Raw genomic sequence first — 21536 nt, 5'->3', positions numbered from 1 at the left:
TCATTTTGTCTTTGGAAGATGTACTATAATTTCCATTTCTATCGTATATTTGTCAAGTACTACGTACATATAGGGTTGTGATTTAATATTTTATGTTTCGCAACGCAAACCTGCCAGCTGGCAGACTGGTGTCCACAATCCTTTTTATTTTTCAAAAAAAGTTTAAATCACTTCAATATTAATTTGCAAACAAAATAAACCTATGATGCGTATATTGTTATTAATTTGCCTCATTTTTAGTTCTTGTGGTAAAACAAAAAAGGATGGTACAATAATTAATGTGTCAGATTACGGAATCTTATCAGATACGAAAGAGAATATAACTGGAAAGATCAATGGGCTTCTTCAAGAGTTGGAAACAGATGGCAAAACATTGGTATTTCCCAAAGGTCGTTATGATTTCTATCCCGATTCGACATACCTTCGAGATTATTACGAATCCAATACTTATGATGTAAATCCTAAAAGACTTGGTGTTTTATTGGATAAAACAAAAAATTTAACTATTGATGCCCAAGGCTCAGATTTTATTTATCATGGTCATATACAGCCATTTACGCTAGATAATGCTGAGAACATTACAATTAAAAACGTAAACATTGATTGGGAAAACCCATTAACGGCAGAGGCCGAAGTCTTAGAAGCCGATTCAACGCATATCTTGTTAAAAATTGATAAAAAACAATTTCCATTTAAGGTTCACGAAAAAGGATTGACCTTTTATTCTGACGATTGGAAAGCAGATTGGAAAGTATCTGGTGGCTCATGGCTGATTGAAATTAATAAAGATCATATTATCCCCCCGAAAACGGGTGATATGGGCACCATTAATGGGGATCTAGAAAATGTAACTTATACCGAGGTGGGAGATGGCAAGTTATTGTTAAAAGGTAGATTTACCAAAACACCAACAGTTGGTAATTATTTGATTTTACGCCATAGCACAAGAGATCATGCGGGCATGTTCTTGTTTCATTCCAAAAATATTAAATTAGAAAATATCAATGTGTACCATACTTCGGGCTTGGGCATTTTATCACAGTATTGTGAAAATATAGAAATGCACAATGTAAACATGGTGCCCAATCCTAAAAAAAACAGATATCTCAGCGGACATGATGACGGGCTTCATTTTATGGGGTGCAAAGGCAAAATAGTAATAGACAGCTGTGATGCCCAAGGTTTAATGGATGATCCCATTAATATTCACGGCACCTATGCACCAATTATAGAACGGTTGAACGACACTACCATAGTTTGTAATTATGCACACGACATGAGTAAAGGGCTAATATGGGGGCAACCCAATGATACGGTAGCTTTTGTTAAAAAAGAATCTATGAACACCAAGGGTACGGCTACCGTTAAGGAGTTTATTGAGTTAAATAAAAAACAGTTTAAAATTGTTTTTAAAGAAGCCATACCTGAGTTTGTTTCTGACAACTACTCTTTGGAAAACCTAACGTGGACTCCTGATGTAACAATCACTAACTGTCGTGTAGGTAGTAATAGGGCTAGAGGATACCTTATTTCCACTCCTGGTAAGGTGCTTATCGAAAACAATTATTTTGAAACCAGTGGTAGTGCCATTTTAATAGCGGGCGATGCCAATTATTGGTATGAAAGTGGTGCCGTAAAAGATATCACCATCAGAAACAATACCTTTAGTGCTTACTGCAATTCCTCACCATATCAATTTTGTAAAGCGGTAATTAGTATTTATCCAGAAATTCCTTCAGCCAATCCTACCGCCCCTTACCATAGAAATATAACAATAGAACAAAATGAATTTAGTATGTCAGACTATCCTATTTTATACGCCAAGTCTGTCAACAACCTTAATTTTAGCAACAATACCATTTTAAGAAGCCATATTTTTGAACCGTGGCATCCTGTAAAACATAGCTTTTATTTAGATGCCTGCAGAAACGTGTTCATTAAAAATAATAATATTGGTGACGATGTTTTAGGAAAGGATATCAAATTGGTGAATATGCCTAAAACGGAATTAAATGCACAAAACAATTTAAGTGTCCGTTAATAAAGTTATCGTAATTTAAAAGATTGAGCCACTACGACTGTTCAGGAATTCATCTGTATGAAAAGGAAATTATTTAAAAACTTTTATTTTAGGCTTTGTAATGTCGGTATATCGGGTTATGGATTTCCAACACATTTTAATCATTTTCACATAAAGCCTACTGAGGTAACCTTTAAAAGTGATTGGCACCTTTGGGGCAATATGGCCCCACATCAAGTACAATCCCACAATGCTTAGCATTGTGGGATTATTTTGTTGTAATAGTTCAAATGTATTAACACAGTTAATCAGAAACAGAGTTCACTTTTGAAAACAAAAAACGAATTCAATTCTGTATATTTGTTTGTCATCTAATAAACAAATGAATTATCTTTCTAAACTATTTTCATTATTTTTAGTAATTGCTCATGTATTAAGTTGTAATTCCCAAAAAGAAAATTTACTTACTTATATTGACCAAAATAAGCCTTCAGCAACGGCAAAAGTATTTGCACCAAATTTTATTTCTAAGGAAGGTGAATCTGAATTCGGATCTGTTTTTTCAAAAGACGGTACAGAGTTTTATTATGCTGTAGATACCGATGGTAGAGCAGAAATTAGATATACCAAACTTGAAAATAAAAAATGGAGTACGCCAGTTACAATTATCTCCCATGAAAAATATGGGTATAACGATCCGTTTTTATCACCAGATGAAAACGAGCTTTTCTATATTTCTAATATGCCTAGAAATGCACTAGACACTATTAATGATATTGATATTTGGTATTCTAAAAAGATAGACAATCAATGGTCTGAGCCTATTAATGTTGGGAATCTGATAAATTCGGATAAGAACGAATACTATATTTCATTTGCGTCTAACGGTACTATGTATTTTGCTTCCAATGTAAATGCCGCAGAAAATAGAAGTCACAATTTTGATATTTATTCTGCCACTAGAACTGAGGGAATATTTAATAGACCTGTAAAATTAAGCGAAACTATAAATACAAAACGATACGAAGCCGATGTGTTTGTTGCACCAGATGAATCATATCTTATATTTTCTTCTGCTCGCAGAGAAGGTTTAGGTAATGGAGATTTGTACATTAGTTTTAAGAATAAAAATGGCGAATGGAATCAGGCAAAAAATATGGGAACAATCGTAAATACCGAAAGCCATGAACTTTGCCCTTTTGTTACCTATGACGGCAAGTATTTATTTTATACGAGCAAACAAGATATTTATTGGATAAGTACCGAAATATTGAACAAATTCAAATGAAAGAACAATTATTATTAACCCGTTGTGCATTTTGATAAAATTCTGTCAATTCGAGTGAATTTTACGATTGAAATGAGTAAAATTTATATCGAGAATAAGGATTTTGGCTTGTTAATTAGTTCTCGATACGATTTTTCGTCCCTCAAAATCACTCGAACTGACATTTTGATACTGTTTTGATTCAAAATACACAACTGGTATTATTATTATCCATATAATTTTTGATTATCAAATAAGGGCTTTGGTAGGTTCTTTTAGCAAAAAAGGGCTGATTATTACAACCAACCCTGTTTTTAAACTAACTCAAATAATCTTGAAAGAAATACATATTAGTGATATGCACCTCTAAATTACATTACAAAATTAATGTAGTGTTAACTCTTAAACTACCTATTAAAACATAAATTATGGTATTTTTTTTGCCTAAACTTAATTTTCCCCATTTAGTTTGTATATTTTTACAACAACAAATTGATAATAAATGAAATTACATTTACTAAATAGAGCAAGTTCTAAGGATAGCTCCTTTACGGTAACCCATAATAATTTTCCTAATTTTTTAAAAATTTGGCACTATCATCCCGAACTGGAATTGGTTTTGATTTTAAAAAGTACCGGAACGCTCTTTGTTGGAGACGCTATTGTTAATTTCAAAGAGAATGATGTTGTATTGATTGGAGAAAACCTACCGCACATGTGGTTAAATGATGATGTGTATTTTAACCAAGATTCTAATTTGTCTTCAGAAGCTATTGCAATTCATTTTAATAAATTCTTTTTAGGAGAAGTTTTTTTAAATATGCCCGAAATGATTCAAATTAACAATATGATTAATGGGGCAAGTCAAGGAATTAAGTTTTATGATCTGAATCAAGATCTGCTAAAAGATATTGTCAATCTAAAAACACTTGATCCTTTTGCAAGAATTACTGGTTTTATTAATATACTCCATAAACTATCGAAAGCAAAATCTGAAAATTTGGTAAGCTCAGGATTTATTAAAACCTTTAATAAAACAGAAAACAAAACATTAGATAAGGTTTACGAATTTATTTTTAACAACTTCAATCAACCAATTACCTCAAAAGATGTAGCTAATGTAGTAAAAATGAACAGTTCTGCTTTTAGTCGTTTCTTTAAACGCATGCACAGAAAAACATTTACAGGGTATTTGAATGAGTTAAGAATAGGTTATGCCTGTAAATTATTGATTGAAGAAAAGCAAAATATTACATCGATCTGTTACGATTGTGGGTATAATAATATTTCCAATTTTAACCGACAGTTTAGAAAAATAAAAGGAATGTCTCCATCACAATATGTTAAGGTACATTCTAAATAACCTGATTTAGGGCAAAAAAAGTATTTGTTTTTCTGTTAATTGTAGTTGATATAAAATAAACAATACTATAATTTTACATTTCTTAATCGTAAAATAATGAATAAAAAAATTACTATTACCTCTATAGAGGTTAAAGATGTTCGTTTCCCTACAAGTAAGTCGTTAGATGGTTCCGATGCTATGAATCCAGACCCGGACTATTCTGCAGCTTACATTATTCTAAAAACTGATCATCCAGATAATATAGAGGGTCACGGACTAACCTTTACAATTGGTAGAGGTAATGAATTGTGCGTTGCCGCTATAAAATCGATTGCACCTTTAATTTTGAATAAAACACTTGAAAGTTTTACCCAAAATATGGGTAATTTTTATAAAATGATTACAGGCGATAGCCAATTGAGATGGCTAGGTCCTGAAAAAGGTGTAATTCATTTAGCTACTGGTGCTGTGGTGAATGCAGTTTGGGATCTGTACGCTAAAGTAGAACAAAAACCTTTATGGAAATTATTGGCAGATATTAGCCCTGAGGAAATAGTTTCATGTGTTGATTTTACATACATAACGGATGCTATTACACCAGATGAAGCTATAGAATTATTAAAAAACAAGGCTTCTTCAAAACAGGAGCGGATAGATAAATTGTTAGAAAGTGGGTATCCTGCATATACCACATCAGCTGGATGGCTTGGATATTCTGATGATAAGATGCGTAGATTATGTAAAGAAGCAAAGGAGCAAGGCTTTAAACATATGAAAATCAAAGTAGGTTCTGATTTGGAAGATGATATGCGGAGAGCCGCAATTATTCGTGAAGAAATTGGCAATGATTTAAAATTGATGATGGATGCCAATCAAAAGTGGGATGTTGACGAGGCTATAACCAATATGGAATCTTTAAAGAAGTTCGACCCTTGGTGGATTGAAGAGCCTACAAGTCCTGATGATATCTTAGGTCATGCCAAAATAGCTAAAGCGGTGCACCCTATAAAAGTGGCAACCGGAGAACATTGTCAAAATAGGGTAGTGTTTAAGCAGTTAATGCAGGCTGATGCTATTGGTATTTGTCAAATTGATAGTTGTAGGGTAGGTGGTGTTAATGAAATCTTGGCTATTTTATTAATGGCAGCTAAATTTAAGATTCCTGTCTGTCCGCATGCAGGTGGTGTTGGTTTGTGCGAATATGTTCAGCACTTATCAATGATAGATTATATTGCCATAAGTGGTTCTCGTGAAGATAGAATTATTGAATATGTTGATCATTTACACGAGCATTTTTACGATCCAGTGGTTATTAAAAACGGTGCATATATGCCGCCATCAATGGCAGGGTATAGCATAACAATGAAAGAGGAATCTTTAAATGATTATAGCTTTCCAAATGGTAAAATTTGGAAAGAAATTTTATCGGAAAAAACCCTTGCCTAACAATGAAAAAATTTAGCTTAAAAAATAAAACCGCAATAGTAACAGGGGGTGGCAGTGGAATTGGAGAAGCTATTTGTTTTGCCTTGGCAGAACAGGAAGCGGAAGTTCATGTGCTGGATTTAAAAATAGAACAGGCACAAAAAGCTGTTGATGCCATCCGCAAAAAAGGAGGGCTGGCTACTGCACATCAATGTAATGTGGCAAATCAACAAGAAGTAAAAGAAGTGGTTAAAAGTATAGCAGCAAAAAGTACTATCAATATTTTAATAAATAATGCGGGTATAGCTCATGTAGGCAATATAGAAAATACTACAGAAGCCGATTTGGACCGTATTTACAATGTCAACGTAAAAGGGGTTTATAATTGTATTTATGCTGTTATACCTGGAATGAAAAAGAAAGGTGGTATTGTAATAAATATGGCATCTATTGCATCTTCTGTCGGTATTTCGGATCGTTTTGCCTATTCAATGGCAAAAGGAGCCGTATTAACAATGACTTATTCCGTAGCTAAAGATTATTTGGATTTTGGAATTAGGTGCAATAGTATTTCTCCAGCAAGGGTTCACACCCCTTTTGTGGATGGATTTATCAAAGAAAATTATCCAGGAAAGGAAAAGGAAATGTTTGAAAAATTATCTAAAACCCAACCTATTGGGCGTATGGGCAAACCCGAAGAAATAGCTAATTTAGCTTTGTATTTATGTTCTGATGAAGCATCGTTTATAACTGGAACCGATTTTCCTATTGATGGCGGTTTTATAAAATTAAACGGATAAAACAAAACCAGGTTTTGAGATTAATGATAAATTAAAAATATAAATTATGAAAATAAAACTCAGCCTCTTGTTATTATTCCTATTAATTGGTTTAAATACTAACGCACAAAAATACCAACCCACATGGGAGTCCTTAGATAGTCGCCCAGTACCAGAATGGTTTGGAAATGCCAAGTTCGGAATCTTTATTCATTGGGGGCCTTATTCTGTTCCCGCTTGGTCGCCAAAAGGAACTTACTCTGAATGGTATCAATATTGGCTACAAAGCAAAAGTCTTTTTGGGAATGGTAAGTTTAAAGGGGATGAAGTAGTTAATTATCATAATAAAACTTACGGTGAAGATTTTTCTTACTACCAATTTGGGGAAATGTTTACTGCTGATCTTTTTGAACCCGATAAATGGGCTGAATTATTCCAAGAAGCAGGTGCTAAATATGTGGTATTAACTTCAAAACATCATGACGGTTTTACCCTTTGGCCAAACAAGGAAGCCAATGACAGGGGTTTTGCGTGGAACAGCATGGAAGTCGGTGCCAAAAAAGATTTAGTGGGTTTATTGTCAGAATCAGTTAAGGGTGCTGGTTTAAAAATGGGATTGTATTATTCCTTATATGAATGGTATCACCCTTGGTGGATTAATGATAAAGAACGTTTTGTGGACGAACATTTTTTACCTCAAGTAAAAGACTTGGTACAAAACTATGAACCAGATATACTTTGGGCAGATGGGGAGTGGGATATGGAAGCGGAAAAATGGAAATCAAAAGAATTTTTGGCGTGGCTGTTTAATGAATCTGTTGCAAAAGACCATATTGTTGTAAATGACAGGTGGGGTAAAGGAGTTAGAAAACATCATGGAGGTTATTTTACTACAGAATATGAGGCCGAGACCTCTGAGTTTTCAAAACCATGGGAAGAATGTCGTGGAATGGGCTTCTCATTTGGATACAATCAAAACGAAGATGCGGAGGATTACAATTCTGTTAAAGCTTTGACTTTAATGCTGGTAAATATAGTGAGTACTGGTGGCAATTTATTGTTGGATATTGGCCCTGATGCCAGAGGTAAAATCCCCCCTATTATGCAAGATAGATTGCTGAAAATGGGTAAATGGCTAAAGAGAAATGGTATTGCAATTTATAATACCACACCTTGGAAAAATTCTTTTCAATGGTCGGATGGTGAACGAAATTTTAAACCTGTACAACATTATTTGGGTGGCGATTTTATAATTAAACAAACGGTGGATCCTGAACCTGGTTATGCGGTAAAGGAATTATTTTTTACACAGAACTACGATGCTTATTTTGCTGTTTCACCAAAATGGCCAGAAAAAGAACTAATAATCAAAGATTTTAAACCTTCTTCAAAAGCAAAAGTTACTTTATTGGCTTCAGGTGAAGAATTGAAATGGCAACAAGTGAGTAAGGATATGAAAATTTTAATTCCAGCCTATAATCCGAATAAAATGAACGAAGAAGATGATTATGCCTATGTTTTTAAGATTACAAAAGGATAATATTATGAAAATTATAAATTTTAGTTGTGTAAAATCCCTTTTTCTTAGGAAAGTGCTGGAGATAGTATTTTTAATTCTACTCATTTCCTGTGCCCAAGAAAAGACAAACAAAACAGAAATCAATTCTCTTGTAATGCCAGTTTCTAGTACCATTGAAATAGAAGATGATGATAACAACGATTCAATTATTCTTAAAGCGGCTCATATTGTGCCAACAGAAAATCAATACGAGGCATTAAAAGATGAATTTATTGCCTTTATCCATTTTGGTCCTAATACTTTTACTAGAATGGAATGGGGCAATGGTATGGAAGATCCAAAAATATTCAATCTACAAAATTTAGATACCGACCAATGGTGTAAGGCCATGGCAGCTGCACAAATGAAAAAGGTGATAATAACGGTAAAACACCATGACGGATTTGTTCTTTGGCAAAGCCGATATACTAAACACGGTATTATGTCCACACCATTTAAAGATGGAAAGGGTGATATTTTAAGAGAATTATCTGAATCTTGTAAAAAATATGACTTAAAACTAGGGGTTTATTTATCACCTGCCGATTTATACCAAATAGAAAATAAAGAAGGACTTTATGGAAATCTAAGTAAATATTCGGAACGAACCATCCCACGGCCAGTTGAAGGCCGCCCTTTTAAAGATAAAACTACTTTTACTTTTAATGTTGACGATTATAATGAATATTTTCTCAATCAACTTTTTGAATTGTTAACTGAATATGGCCCTATCCACGAAGTCTGGTTTGATGGTGCTCACCCGAAAAGAAAAGGAGGGCAAACCTACAACTATTTGGCTTGGAAAGAGCTTATAAATACACTTGCACCCGAAGCGGTAATTTTTGGAAAACAAGATATTCGTTGGTGTGGCAATGAGGCTGGTGGAACACGAGACACCGAATTTAATGTAATTCCTTATAAAGAAAACCCGAATCAGATGAACAGTTTTGCGGATATTACAGGTGAGGATATTGCAAGTCGCAAAAAATTATATGAAGCTAATTACTTACATTATCAACCAGCGGAAACAAATACCTCTATTCGCGAAGGATGGTTTTACAGAGATGATGACAAACAAAAAGTAAGAAGTGCTGATGATGTTTTTGATATTTATGAAAGATCTGTAGGTGGTAACTCTACTTTTTTGTTGAATATTCCACCCAATAGAGATGGTAAATTCTCGCCAGAAGATGTTAACGTTTTAGAAGAAGTAGGTAAACGTATTAATGAAACGTACGGCAAAAATTTATTTGAAGGTGCGGAGGGTTCAACAAATGTATTGGATGGTGATTTAGCTAGTTTTGAGGTATTGGATTCAGTCAATAACGAAATTGTTATTACTTCAAAAGAACCAGTTACGATCAATCGAATTGTTTTACAAGAAGCCATAGCTACCCATGGTGAGCGTGTTGAAAAACATGCGTTGGATGTTTGGATAAATAATGATTGGAAAGAGATTGCAAAAGCAACAAATATTGGTTATAAAAGAATTTTACGTTTCCCTGAGGTAAGCTCCAATAAGTTTAGAATTAGAGTGTTGGAATCTCGGTTTAATCCAACTATTTCAAATATAACCGCACATTATTATAAACCCAAACCACCTCAACTGGTCATTAATAGAGATTTAAACGGTTTAGTGAATATTCACCCTAAACAGCATGATTTCGGTTGGAAACCACATGGTGAAAATGCTTCTGAAAATATTAATTCTGGCGTTCAAATTAGATATACCATTGATGGTACAGAGCCAACATCAGATTCTGATATTTATAAAGAACCGTTTTTGTTAGCCTCAGGAGAAGTTAGAGCAAAAGCTGAAGCTAATGATGAAAAGGGTAGTTTAGCATCGCAATTATTTGGCATTGTAAAAAAAGATTGGAAAATTGTTGCAGAAGATAGTTTTTCAGGCAAACAAAAATCCGAATATGCTATTGATGAAAATCCAAATACCTTTTGGCAATCTGGTATTAAAGGAAATCCACATTATATTGAAATTGATTTAAGCAAAGAATATGGTATAAAAGGTTTTATCTACACACCACAAAAAGAACACAATGACGGTATGATTGAAAAAGGTGTGATAAAATCAAGCCGAGACGGAAAAAGCTGGCAGTTAATTGATGAGTTTGAATTTGGCAATTTAATTAATGACCCAACTGCAAGAACACATTATTTTAAACAACCAATCAACGCACAATTTATAAGAATTGAATCTAAAGTAATTGCCGGAGGTAATAAAACCGCAGCAATTGCCGAAATTGATTTCTTGGTTGAATAAAAAACGACCTGCAAGGTCTCCAAGACCTTGTAGGTCTATTCGGGTAAAGTAATTTATCTATCTAATAGTTCTATCATAAAATCAGCAAATCCAAATAACCATAGAGAGCGTGACAAATTAATGGCATAATAGTATGAAAGCACTTACAAAATTATTATTTTTTATATTCATATTATGTCTTATAGTTTCTTGTAATAAAAAAAAGGAGAACAAAAAAGATAGCGATAAAAAACTTCCCAACATCATTTATGTTCTCGCTGACGATTTAGGCTATGGAGATATTGGTGCTTTTAATCCTGACGGAAAAATAAAAACACCTAACTTGGATCAATTGGCTAATAACGGAATTAAATTTACAGATGCTCATACATCATCTTCCGTTTGTACACCCACACGATACGGAATTTTAACAGGCAGATACAATTGGCGGAGTCCCATAAAAAGTGGTGTGCTAACTGGCGTTTCTAAAGCTCTAATTCCAAACGACAGAACAACTGTGCCTTCTTTATTAAAAAATAAGGGCTACGAAACTGGTTTTATAGGCAAATGGCATTTAGGTTGGGATTGGGCATTGAAACAAGGTGATTCTGTTGGAGGTACGGGTTGGAACCCCAATGATTACGACAATATTGATTTTTCAAAGCCCATAAAAAATGGACCCAAAGAACTAGGATTTACCTATTCTTACGGACATTCCGGTTCTTTGGACATGGCACCTTATGTATATGTGGAAAACGGAATGCCGACCGCTATGCCCAACAGAGTTGAAGTTGATACTTCTAAATATGGTTGGTTTCGTGAAGGTCCGACCGCATCTGATTTCATCCACGATGATGTTACACCAAATTTTTTCCGAAAATCATTTAAATATATTAAACAAAAGGTGAAAGAAGACAAACCCTTCTTTTTATATTTAGCATTGCCCTCACCACATACCCCAATTCTACCAACAGAAGAGTGGAAGGGAAAAAGTGGACTCAATCCCTATGCGGATTTTATGATGGAAATGGATGGTTATATAGGGAAGTTACAAAAGTTTGTTGAAAAAGCGGGTATTTCAGAAAATACTATCATAATTTTTACGAGTGATAATGGTTGTTCTCCTCAGGCTGATTTTAAAATCTTGGCAGAAAAAGGGCACAATCCAAGTTACATCTATCGCGGACATAAGGCTGATATTTTTGAGGGTGGACATCGTGTACCATTTATTGTAAAGTGGCCAAAGATTATCAAACCAAATTCGGTTTCAGATAAAACGATTTGCACAACAGATTTATTGGCAACCGTTGCTGATATTACAAATACAGAACTTAAAGATAATGAAGGTGAAGATAGTTTTTCCATGCTTCCATTATTTTCATTTGAAAATGCCAATGATTATAAACGAGAAGCTACAATACACCACTCCATTAATGGAAGTTTTTCCATCCGAAAAGGAAAATGGAAGATGATTTTTTGTCCTGATTCTGGTGGTTGGTCAGAACCAAAACCTAATTCTGATTTGGTAAAATCATTACCGAAGTACCAACTGTTTGATTTAGAAAAAGATCCTTCAGAAGAACAAAATCTATACGAGAATAATCCTGAAATTGCAGAGGAATTGGAAAAATTAATGATAGAAATTATTAGGAATGGTAGAAGTTCAAAGGGAGAAAATCAAACCAATGATTTGCCAATGAATGGTGGAGAATGGAAACAGGTGAAAAAATTTAACGAGATAGCACTAGAATAAGAATTAATAAAACTAATAATAAACAAGCAATGAAATTAATACGATTTGGAACAATAGGAAATGAAAAGCCTGGAATACAATTAGAGAACGGAAAAAAAATAGATGTCTCGGCATTTGGAGAGGATTATACGGAAACTTTTTTTGGCGGTGATGGATTAGAAAGATTAGAGAAATGGTTAAAAGAAAATCAAGATAATTGTCCAGAAATTCCAAAAGGAACGAGATTAGGGTCGCCATTGGTGCGTCCTTCAAAACTAGTTTGTGTAGGGTTAAATTATGCAAAACACGCTGCAGAAGCAGGTATGAAAGTACCGAAAGAACCTGTTTTGTTCTTTAAATCCACATCAGCGATATGCGGTCCAAATGACGATGTTATTATTCCTAAAAACTCTGAAAAAACAGATTGGGAAGTAGAATTGGCAATCGTTATTGGCAGAAAAGCATCGTATGTTGAAGAGGCTGATGCCATGAATCACGTTGCCGGATATGTTTTGCATAACGACGTTTCTGAAAGAGCTTTTCAAATTGAAAAAGAAGGACAATGGTGTAAAGGAAAAGGTTGTGATACATTTGCTCCTTTAGGACCATTTATTGCAACTAAAGACGAAATCGAAGACCCGAACAACTTAGAATTATGGTTAGAAGTTAATGGAGAACGGTTACAGCATTCATCAACTTCAGATTTTATTTTTAACGTGGAAGAAGTGGTTTCGTATATTAGTCAATATATGACATTGCTTCCAGGCGATATTATTTCAACAGGTACTCCATTCGGTGTTGGTTTAGGGTTTAATCCCCCAAAATACTTAAAACCTGGTGATGTTATGGAATTGGGAATTGAAGGTTTGGGAACATCAAGGCAAGTGGCTAGAGCCTATAAATAAAAGTTAATAATGAAAAGCATTATAAAATTCTTAATTTTTTTATGCCTGTTTGGATGTAAAGAAATCAGCCAAAAAAATACGACTGAATCAAAACTTACTGAAAAACCCAATATTATTTTCTTGTTTTCTGATGATCAAAGTTTTAAGGCCGTCAACGCTTTGGGCAACAAAGAAATCAAAACACCAACCATGGATAAGTTGGCCGAAGAAGGCACCACATTTACTCATACTTATAATATGGGTGGTTGGAACGGAGCAATATGTTTAGCTTCAAGAGCGATGATAATTAGTGGGCGTTCGATTTGGAGAGCACAAGAAGTTTCACAAAATTTTGCCAAAAATAACGATCTCAATAAAACCTGGCCAAAGCTTATGGAAAGTGTAGGTTACGAGACCTATACCACAGGGAAATGGCATATTTCGGCCAAAGCAGATTCTATCTTTAATCATGTAGGTCATGTCTTAAGAGGAATGCCTTTTGATACACCGGAAGGATATAACCGTCCCTTATCTAAAAATGATACTACTTGGCTTCCTTGGAAAAAAGAATTTGGGGGGTATTGGGAAGGTGGTAAACATTGGAGCGAATTGGTTAAAGACGATGCGGTTGCTTTTATAGATAGTGCTTCTACCAAGGAAAAGCCATTTTTTATGTATATCGCGTTTAATGCCCCGCACGACCCTCGACAATCTCCAAAAAAATACGTGGGAATGTATCCGTTGGATAGCATCAGTATTCCTGAAAGCTTTATGCCCAAATATCCTTATGCAGAAACCATGGGTTCGGGTAAAAACTTGAGGGATGAAAAATTAGCTCCATTTCCAAGAACGGAATATTCCGTGAAGGTTAATCGACAAGAATATTATGCCATTACAACACATTTAGACGATCAGCTAAAAGATATTATCAACGCTTTGGAAGAAAAAGGACTAAAAGAGAATACCTATATATTCTTTACTTCCGATCACGGTTTATCAGTTGGAGAACACGGACTCATCGGTAAACAAAATATGTATGACCACAGCGTTAGGGTGCCATTGATGGTGGTAGGTCCAAATATCCCAAAAGGGAATAAAGTGTCAAATGATGTGTATTTGCAAGATGTTATGGCTTCTGCACTCGATTTAGGAGGAGTAGAAAAACCAAATTATGTCGAATTCAATAGTTTAATGGGACAAATAAATGGTAATGAAACTAAAGGAAGCTATGATGCTATTTATGGAACGTATGAGAAAAACTCTCAACGAATGATTAGGAAAGATGGATTTAAACTGATTGTTTATCCTAAAAGTGAGAAAATCCTTTTGTATAACTTAAAAGATGATCCGCAAGAACTAAAAGACATTGCTTCGATTTCTGAAAATAAAGAAAAAATAAAAAACCTTTTTTCAGAGTTAATGCAGTTACAGCAAACTATGGGAGATAAATTAGATTTAACATCAATTTACAATAGCATTTAATGAATAAAATACGCTTCATATTATTGCTGTTACTGATAACTTTTTCATTAGATTCAACAGCTCAAGAACCTATAAAAATTGCTTGTATCGGTAATAGTATCACTTATGGTTCTGGCGTTGTTAATCGCGAAAAGAATGCATACCCAGCTCAATTACAGGAATTACTAGGTGATAAATATATTGTAAAGAATTATGGTGTTAGTGGTAGAACCCTTTTAAAAAAAGGTGACCATCCTTATTGGGAAACAGAGGCTTACAAAAAAGCTCTCGAATTTAAACCCGATGTTGTATTTATAAAACTAGGTACAAATGATAGCAAACTGCAAAATAGAATTCATTTAGACGAATTTGAAAATAATTATACTGAATTAATTAACTCCTTTAAGAAGAAAAATGGAGATACCCGAATCGTTTTATTACTCCCTGTCCCTGCTTTTACAAAAGATTCTATGCGTATTTGGGATCCTGTTATAAAGAATAAAATTATTCCAATGACACAATCTGTTGCTTTTAAGGCTAATGTTGAAATTATTGATTTGTACCAGTTGTTTATTGATAAAGAACATCTAATTCCTGACGGTGTTCATCCTTCTAGTTTAGGACAATCGGTAATTGCCAGAAGGTTGTTCGGTGTTATAAAACAAGAACAAAACAAACCCATTAATTTATTTGACAGTAAAGAACTTAAGACGGATAATACTGAAAATTTTTATGGATATTCAGTTATCAATTTTAAAATGGATAGCGTTTTGTGCAAAATTGTTACACCTAAAAAAATTGCCAAAGGAACCCCGTGGGTTTTACGAGCAAGATTTTGGGGACACGAACCACAAACGGACATTTCTTTATTAGAAAGAGGTTTCCATATAGCCTACTGTGATGTTGGCAATCTTTATGGGAATAGAGAAGCAGTAGAACGTTGGAATGATTTTTATCAATTGATGATTGGTTTAGGTTTATCTAAAAAAGTCGTACTGGAAGGTATGAGTCGCGGTGGTTTAATTGTTTATAATTGGGCTGCAGAAAATCCAGAAAAAGTAGCAGCTATTTATGCAGATGCTCCAGTTTTAGATGGTAAAAGTTGGCCTGGTGGTAAAGGAGTTGGTAAAGGGAGTCCTAATGATTGGGAAAGCTTCAAAAAAATGTATGATATTAAAAACGAATCAAATTTAGATACTTTTAAAGGAAATCCTATTCACAAAATAAATGAAATCGCAAAGGCAGGTTTTCCAATGTTCCATGTAGTTGGCGAAACCGATAAGGTTGTACCTATTTCTGAAAATACAGTTCCGTTTGAAAAAGGAATTACTTCTCTAGGCGGTAATATTGAGGTTATATATAAACCAAATAATGGACATCATCCGCATAGTTTGCAAAATCCAACACCAATTGTAGATTTTATTTTAAGAGCTACAAATCAAAAAATAAATTTTGCGGTAATACCATCACCTTCAGCAGAATACCGTTCTGGTGCTGGGTGGACAAATGGAACCGATTGGAGGGTACAAGCTAAAGATATTGATTCGATGACTCAATCATTAAAAAATATTGACTTATTGCTTATCGGGAATTCAATTACCCAAAGTTGGGGTGGCAATAGTAGAAATTACATCAATAGTTATGGAGGTGCAGAAGCTGTCAAAACTTATTTTAAGGATTTGGTTTGGATGAACGCTGGTATTTCTGGAGATAGAACAGAACATATCTTATGGCGATTGCAAAATGGGTCTTATGAAAAAGCAAACCCTAAGACTGTGGTTTTGGCAATAGGCGTTAATAATTTTCCATTTAACAATGCCGATGAAATTGTTAGCGGTATTGAAAAAGTAATGGAACTTTCTAGCACTAAATTTAAAAATTCAAAAATTATGCTTTTTGGACCACTGCCCACAGGTATAGACCCATCAAGCAAAAGAAGACAAAAATATAATAAGGTTCATAAATTATTAAGTAGTTTAAAATATCCGAATAATGTAAGTTATCATAATATTATTTCTTTATTCACAGATAATAGCGGGTTTTTAAAAGAAAATTATTATTCTGGTGATGGCATACATTTAAAACCCGAAGGCTATACCATTTGGGCAAAATATCTTAAAGAAAATATTAAATAGATTAACCACAAACGTATGAAAAAACAAGTTTTATTACTAATTGCAATCCTCTTTTTCAATCAAGTCTTTGCAGAAATTTGGTTGCCATCAATCTTATCTGATAATATGGTATTGCAGCAACAATCTGAAGTCACCATTTGGGGCTGGACCACTTCTTCAAGTGAAACCATAAGTGTTTATGGTTCTTGGGATAATAAAAAATTCACAACTAAAGCTAATCAGGGAGTTTGGTCATTAAAATTACCAACTCCAAAATCAGGAAGTATTTATTCATTGACCATAGAAGGGCACGAAACAATTGTAATAAATAATGTGTTAATTGGTGAAGTTTGGTTAGCATCAGGTCAGTCTAATATGCAATGGTCGGCCAATAGCGGAATAGAGAATGCTAAGGAGGAAATTAAAAATGCAGATTATCCTGAGATTCGTTTTTTCCAAGTTTTAAGACACAAATCAACATATCCGCAAGATCAGACACTTGGTAAGTGGATGGTTTGCACACCAGAAACGATGCAAAATTTTAGTGCAGTTGCTTATTTCTTTGGTAGAAAATTACATCAGGATTTGTCTGTCCCTGTGGGTTTAATAAATTCAAGTTGGGGAGGCACACCGGTTGAAACATGGATAGATAAAGATTTGATTAAAAAAGATAGTGAACTCAGCAAAGCTGCTAAAAAAATCGGGGACAACCCTTACAGGCCTAAAGATCCTGGTGTAGCTTATAACGCTATGATACACCCTATTCTAAATTTTAATATTGCTGGCGTTATTTGGTATCAAGGCGAATCAAATAGACAAAATGTACCTTCGTATTACGAATCCTTTCCGTTGTTAATAGATTCTTGGAGAAAGGCATTTAATAAAGATTTTCCGTTTTATTTTGTGCAAATTGCTCCATTTAAATATGATAATATTAACGGTGTTGATGCCGCAATTGTTAGAGATGCTCAATTAAAAACCATGTTAACCGTGCCTAAAACAGGTATGGTGGTAACGAATGATATAGGCAATTTAGAAAATATTCACCCAATCAATAAGCAAGATGTTGGTAAACGACTAGCTTTATGGGCATTGGCAAAAGACTATGGGAAAACGGGTTTAGTGTATAGTGGTCCAGTTTATAAATCTATGGAAACTAAAAAAAGGAAAATCATCTTAAATTTTGACCATGCCGATAAGGGATTAACAAAAAAAGGAAAGAGCTTAACCGAGTTTTATATAGCTGGCGAAGATCAAAAATTTTATCCCGCCAAGGCTAAAATTGTTGGTAATACCGTTGTGGTTTCTGCTAGAGAAGTTAAAGAACCCAAAGCCGTCAGGTTTGCTTTTACAAATGGTGCATTGCCAAATTTATTCAATAAAGAGGGGTTACCGGCATCCGCTTTTAGAACGGATAATTGGGAAATTGAAGTTAATCAGTAAAATAGAAACAAAATAAAATGAAAAAAATAACGCAAATTTTAATAGTATTAATGTCAATTCTTTTTATTGTAATTTCATGCAAAAAAGAACAAAAAAAGGAAGAATCTAATCAAGAAATTGCCGAGGTTAATTATTTGAATGAATCTGAGGCAGATTTTGATGCAAGAATGGAGTGGTGGCGTAATGCCCGTTTTGGAATGTTCATCCATTGGGGTGTTTATGCCGTTCCGGCGGGTATTCACAACGGAGAAAAAATTGATGGAATTGGCGAATGGATTCAGCATAATGCTAAAATACCAGTTGCAGAATATGAAAAGTATGCAAAACAGTTTAATCCTGATAAATTTGACGCTACCGCATGGGCAAAAACCATGAAACAGGCAGGGATGAAATATGTGGTAATTACCTCCAAACATCATGACGGATTTGGATTATGGGATTCTGAAGTTTCAGATTATGATGTGGTTGATTTTGCCCCTTATGGAAAAGATATTTTAAAGGCCTTGTCGGATGCCTGTAAAAAAGAAGGTATAAAATTTGGTTTGTACCATTCCATTATGGATTGGCACCATCCCGATGCCCAATTCAATTCTTTTTTGAGGGATAAAGAAGACAAAACCGATTATAGCGAGAATTTTAAAAAGTATTTGGAAGAGTATATGAAACCTCAATTAAAGGAATTAATTGATAATTATGATCCTTCCATTTTGTGGTTTGATGGCGAATGGGTTTCGGAATTTACTCACGAACAGGGCAAAGAATTATACCAATATGTCCGCTCTTTAAAACCCGATATAATTATTAATAACCGTGTAGATAAAGGGCGTGACGGAATGCGAGGAATGAATAAAGCAGATAGCGATTACGCTGGCGATTTTGGAACTCCTGAACAGGAAATATTAGAAACAACTTCCGATTTTGACTGGGAATCTTGTATGACCATGAACGATACTTGGGGATTCAAATCGTACGACGAAAATTGGAAATCAGCTAAAGTTTTAATCCATAATTTAATTGATGTAACCGCAAAAGGAGGTAATTATTTATTAAACGTGGGGCCAACTGCTGAAGGTTTAATACCTGAACCTAGTATTGAAAGGCTCTCTGAAATTGGGAGATGGTTGGATAGGAACGGTGAAGCTATTTATGGTACGGAAAAGCTAAAAACCAATTATAAACAGGGAGAAGACATCCGTTTCACCAAGAAGAAAGATAGTAATACTTATTACGGTATTTCTTTGGTGTCGCCAAAAAAAGAAATTGTTTTTACCAACTTGAAACCTAATGACGGTTCTGATATTTTCATGTTGGGTTCTGACATGCCCTTAAAATGGACATTTACAGATGGTGAAGGTTTAAAAATAGATATTCCGTCAAAAGTGTTGGCATCTATTAATGAAACAAATGCTTGGGTGTTTAAAATAACAGGAAATGAATTGGACAATTAAAAATAGTTTTCTTCTTCTTTTAATAGGTTTATGTGGGTGTTGCAATGCTCAAAACCAAACGAATGAACGTGCAAAATGGTTTGTAAACGATCGTTTTGGAATGTTTATCCATTGGGGACTTTATAGTGGTGCGGAAGGTATTTGGAAAGGTGAACATTTGAGATATAAAAACGACTATGCCGAGTGGATACAGTATAGAAACAGAATTTCAAAAGAAGAGTACCTTACACTTTTAGATCGTTTTGATTGGGACAATATTAATGTTGAGGAATGGGTGTTGCTGGCCAAAAAAGCAGGAATGAAATATGTAACCCTCACGGCCAAACACCATGATGGTTTTGCACTTTGGAACAGCAAAAGCGATCCGTATAATATTTATGTACAAAGTGATACAAAGCGAGACATTGTAAAAGAACTTGCCGAAGCCTGTAAAAAGCATGGGCTAAAAATGGGACTGTACTATTCGCATTGGATAGATTGGGGCCACAAATACGGTTGGGATCATACCATGGAAGTATATCCTATTTCCGCCGAACAATATAATCAGTATTGGCAGGAAAAAGTAATGCCTCAAATGAGGGAATTACTTACCAATTATGGTGATATTGGTATCATTTGGTTCGATATGTGGATTCATCACTCCAATACTATAGTTACTAAGGAGCAATTATTACAGCTTAAAACATTGATAAGGGAACTGCAACCAGATTGTTTGATAAATTCTAGATTAGGACTTTCTATAGAAGAAGATCCAGATGTTGATTTTAGAACACTGGGTGATAATCAATTGGGCAATGAAAAATTCGATTACCCTTGGCAAACACCGGGTACGGTTGCACATTCTTGGGGCTTCAATGCGTATGAAAATCAATGGAAATCAACTACTTCTCTTTTAAAAGCATTGATTGGGAATGTAAGTTTGAATGGTAACTTTATGCTCAATATAGGGCCTCGTGCCAATGGCGATGTTCCCTATGAAATTTCAAGTAGATTAATACAAATGGGGGAATGGCTCACGGAAAATGGAGAATCTATTTATGGTGCAGGTGCTTTTGATTTAAACTCGGACAAGCATGATTGGGGCAGTATCACTTACAAAGAAGAGCCAACGGGAAAGCATAAGGTTTATCTTCATATATTCAACTGGCCGTTAAATAAAAAACTTGTGGTAACGGGTATTAAAGATGCTCCAAAAAAACTGTATTTGCTTACAGATCAAAAACAGGCATCACCTAGTTTTGAACATAATGGAGTATTGACAAATATCAATTTGCCAAATAACGCTCCTAATCCCTACGTATCCGTTGTGGTGATGGAATATGATAAAAAACCATCAACGGATAACAGTTTAGTAGCACAAAAAGTTTCAGGGGGCTTTTCTTTTACAGGAAACAATGTGGCAACTCCTATCAAGAGCAAGAACATACCAAAATCTGGCAAATATTTATCTATACCTGGGCATACCAATGTGAATGGTACGGAATCACTTCTGTGGAAAATTTTTGTAGATAAACCACAAGAATTTTATATTGATGCATCTTATAGTTTTCAAGGAAAGCCAAACAATGGTACACTTACCGTTAGAGTTAATGGAAAGGAGTTAAAACACATTGTTGCAAATACTGGAAAAACAGTATATGAGCCTGGTCAAAATGATGTTATTGACAATTACGCATCGCATCGCTTGGGGAAGATAATATTGGATAGGGCAGGGTATTATGATATTCAACTAAACATACTTGCACCAAAAGAGGAAAGTATTAACTTTCAATGGTTATGGTTGGAAGAGATTAAATAATTAAA

Annotated in this window: 14 protein-coding genes; all 14 read left to right on the top strand. The window is 34.5% G+C overall.

Annotated features, from left to right (window positions below; genetic code table 11):
• Positions 1–202 precede the first annotated feature (202 nt).
• The 14 genes from UMM65_RS01975 (at position 203) to UMM65_RS01910 (ending at position 21531) form a co-directional block, all read left to right on the top strand.
• Positions 203–2041 (top strand): alpha-1,3-galactosidase-related protein, encoded by a 1839-nt coding sequence (locus UMM65_RS01975; RefSeq protein ID WP_321974782.1) that lies wholly within the window; start codon positions 203–205, stop codon positions 2039–2041.
• A gap of 361 nt (positions 2042–2402) precedes the next feature.
• Positions 2403–3308 (top strand): TolB-like translocation protein, encoded by a 906-nt coding sequence (locus tag UMM65_RS01970; RefSeq protein ID WP_321974781.1) that lies wholly within the window; start codon positions 2403–2405, stop codon positions 3306–3308.
• Positions 3309–3789: 481 nt separating this feature from the next.
• On the top strand, positions 3790–4650 hold the full coding sequence (locus tag UMM65_RS01965) for an AraC family transcriptional regulator (protein ID WP_321974780.1): 861 nt from the start codon (positions 3790–3792) through the stop codon (positions 4648–4650).
• 96 nt (positions 4651–4746) lie between these two features.
• Positions 4747–6078, top strand: a complete 1332-nt coding sequence (locus tag UMM65_RS01960; protein WP_321974779.1) for an L-fuconate dehydratase — start codon at positions 4747–4749, stop codon at positions 6076–6078.
• Positions 6079–6080: 2 nt separating this feature from the next.
• A complete protein-coding gene (locus UMM65_RS01955) occupies positions 6081–6857 on the top strand; it encodes an SDR family NAD(P)-dependent oxidoreductase (protein WP_321974778.1) in 777 nt (258 codons plus the stop codon).
• Between the two features lie 46 nt (positions 6858–6903).
• Complete coding sequence (locus UMM65_RS01950; protein WP_321974777.1) at positions 6904–8376, top strand: alpha-L-fucosidase; 1473 nt, start codon at positions 6904–6906, stop codon at positions 8374–8376.
• Positions 8377–8380: 4 nt separating this feature from the next.
• Positions 8381–10672: an alpha-L-fucosidase gene (locus tag UMM65_RS01945; protein ID WP_321974776.1), complete on the top strand. Its 2292-nt coding sequence runs from the start codon at positions 8381–8383 to the stop codon at positions 10670–10672.
• 133 nt (positions 10673–10805) lie between these two features.
• Positions 10806–12404 (top strand): sulfatase family protein, encoded by a 1599-nt coding sequence (locus UMM65_RS01940; RefSeq protein ID WP_321974775.1) that lies wholly within the window; start codon positions 10806–10808, stop codon positions 12402–12404.
• 29 nt (positions 12405–12433) lie between these two features.
• A complete protein-coding gene (locus UMM65_RS01935; RefSeq protein WP_321974774.1) occupies positions 12434–13288 on the top strand; it encodes a fumarylacetoacetate hydrolase family protein in 855 nt (284 codons plus the stop codon).
• A 9-nt stretch (positions 13289–13297) separates the two neighbouring features.
• Positions 13298–14749 (top strand): sulfatase-like hydrolase/transferase, encoded by a 1452-nt coding sequence (locus tag UMM65_RS01930; RefSeq protein ID WP_321974773.1) that lies wholly within the window; start codon positions 13298–13300, stop codon positions 14747–14749.
• Positions 14749–16863 carry a GDSL-type esterase/lipase family protein gene (locus UMM65_RS01925; protein WP_321974772.1) on the top strand — a complete coding sequence of 705 codons (2115 nt, stop codon included), beginning with the start codon at positions 14749–14751 and terminating at the stop codon, positions 16861–16863. Before UMM65_RS01930 ends, UMM65_RS01925 begins: the two co-directional genes overlap by 1 nt.
• Positions 16864–16878: 15 nt before the next feature.
• Positions 16879–18285 (top strand): sialate O-acetylesterase, encoded by a 1407-nt coding sequence (locus UMM65_RS01920; RefSeq protein WP_321974771.1) that lies wholly within the window; start codon positions 16879–16881, stop codon positions 18283–18285.
• 17 nt (positions 18286–18302) lie between these two features.
• Positions 18303–19733: an alpha-L-fucosidase gene (locus tag UMM65_RS01915; protein ID WP_321974770.1), complete on the top strand. Its 1431-nt coding sequence runs from the start codon at positions 18303–18305 to the stop codon at positions 19731–19733.
• Positions 19717–21531: an alpha-L-fucosidase gene (locus tag UMM65_RS01910; protein WP_321974769.1), complete on the top strand. Its 1815-nt coding sequence runs from the start codon at positions 19717–19719 to the stop codon at positions 21529–21531. Before UMM65_RS01915 ends, UMM65_RS01910 begins: the two co-directional genes overlap by 17 nt.
• The last annotated feature ends 5 nt before the right edge of the window (positions 21532–21536 follow it).

This window comes from Aureibaculum koreense, assembly GCF_034296135.1.
Lineage (GTDB): Bacteria > Bacteroidota > Bacteroidia > Flavobacteriales > Flavobacteriaceae > Aureibaculum.
This window is presented reverse-complemented; position numbering and strand designations above follow the sequence as displayed.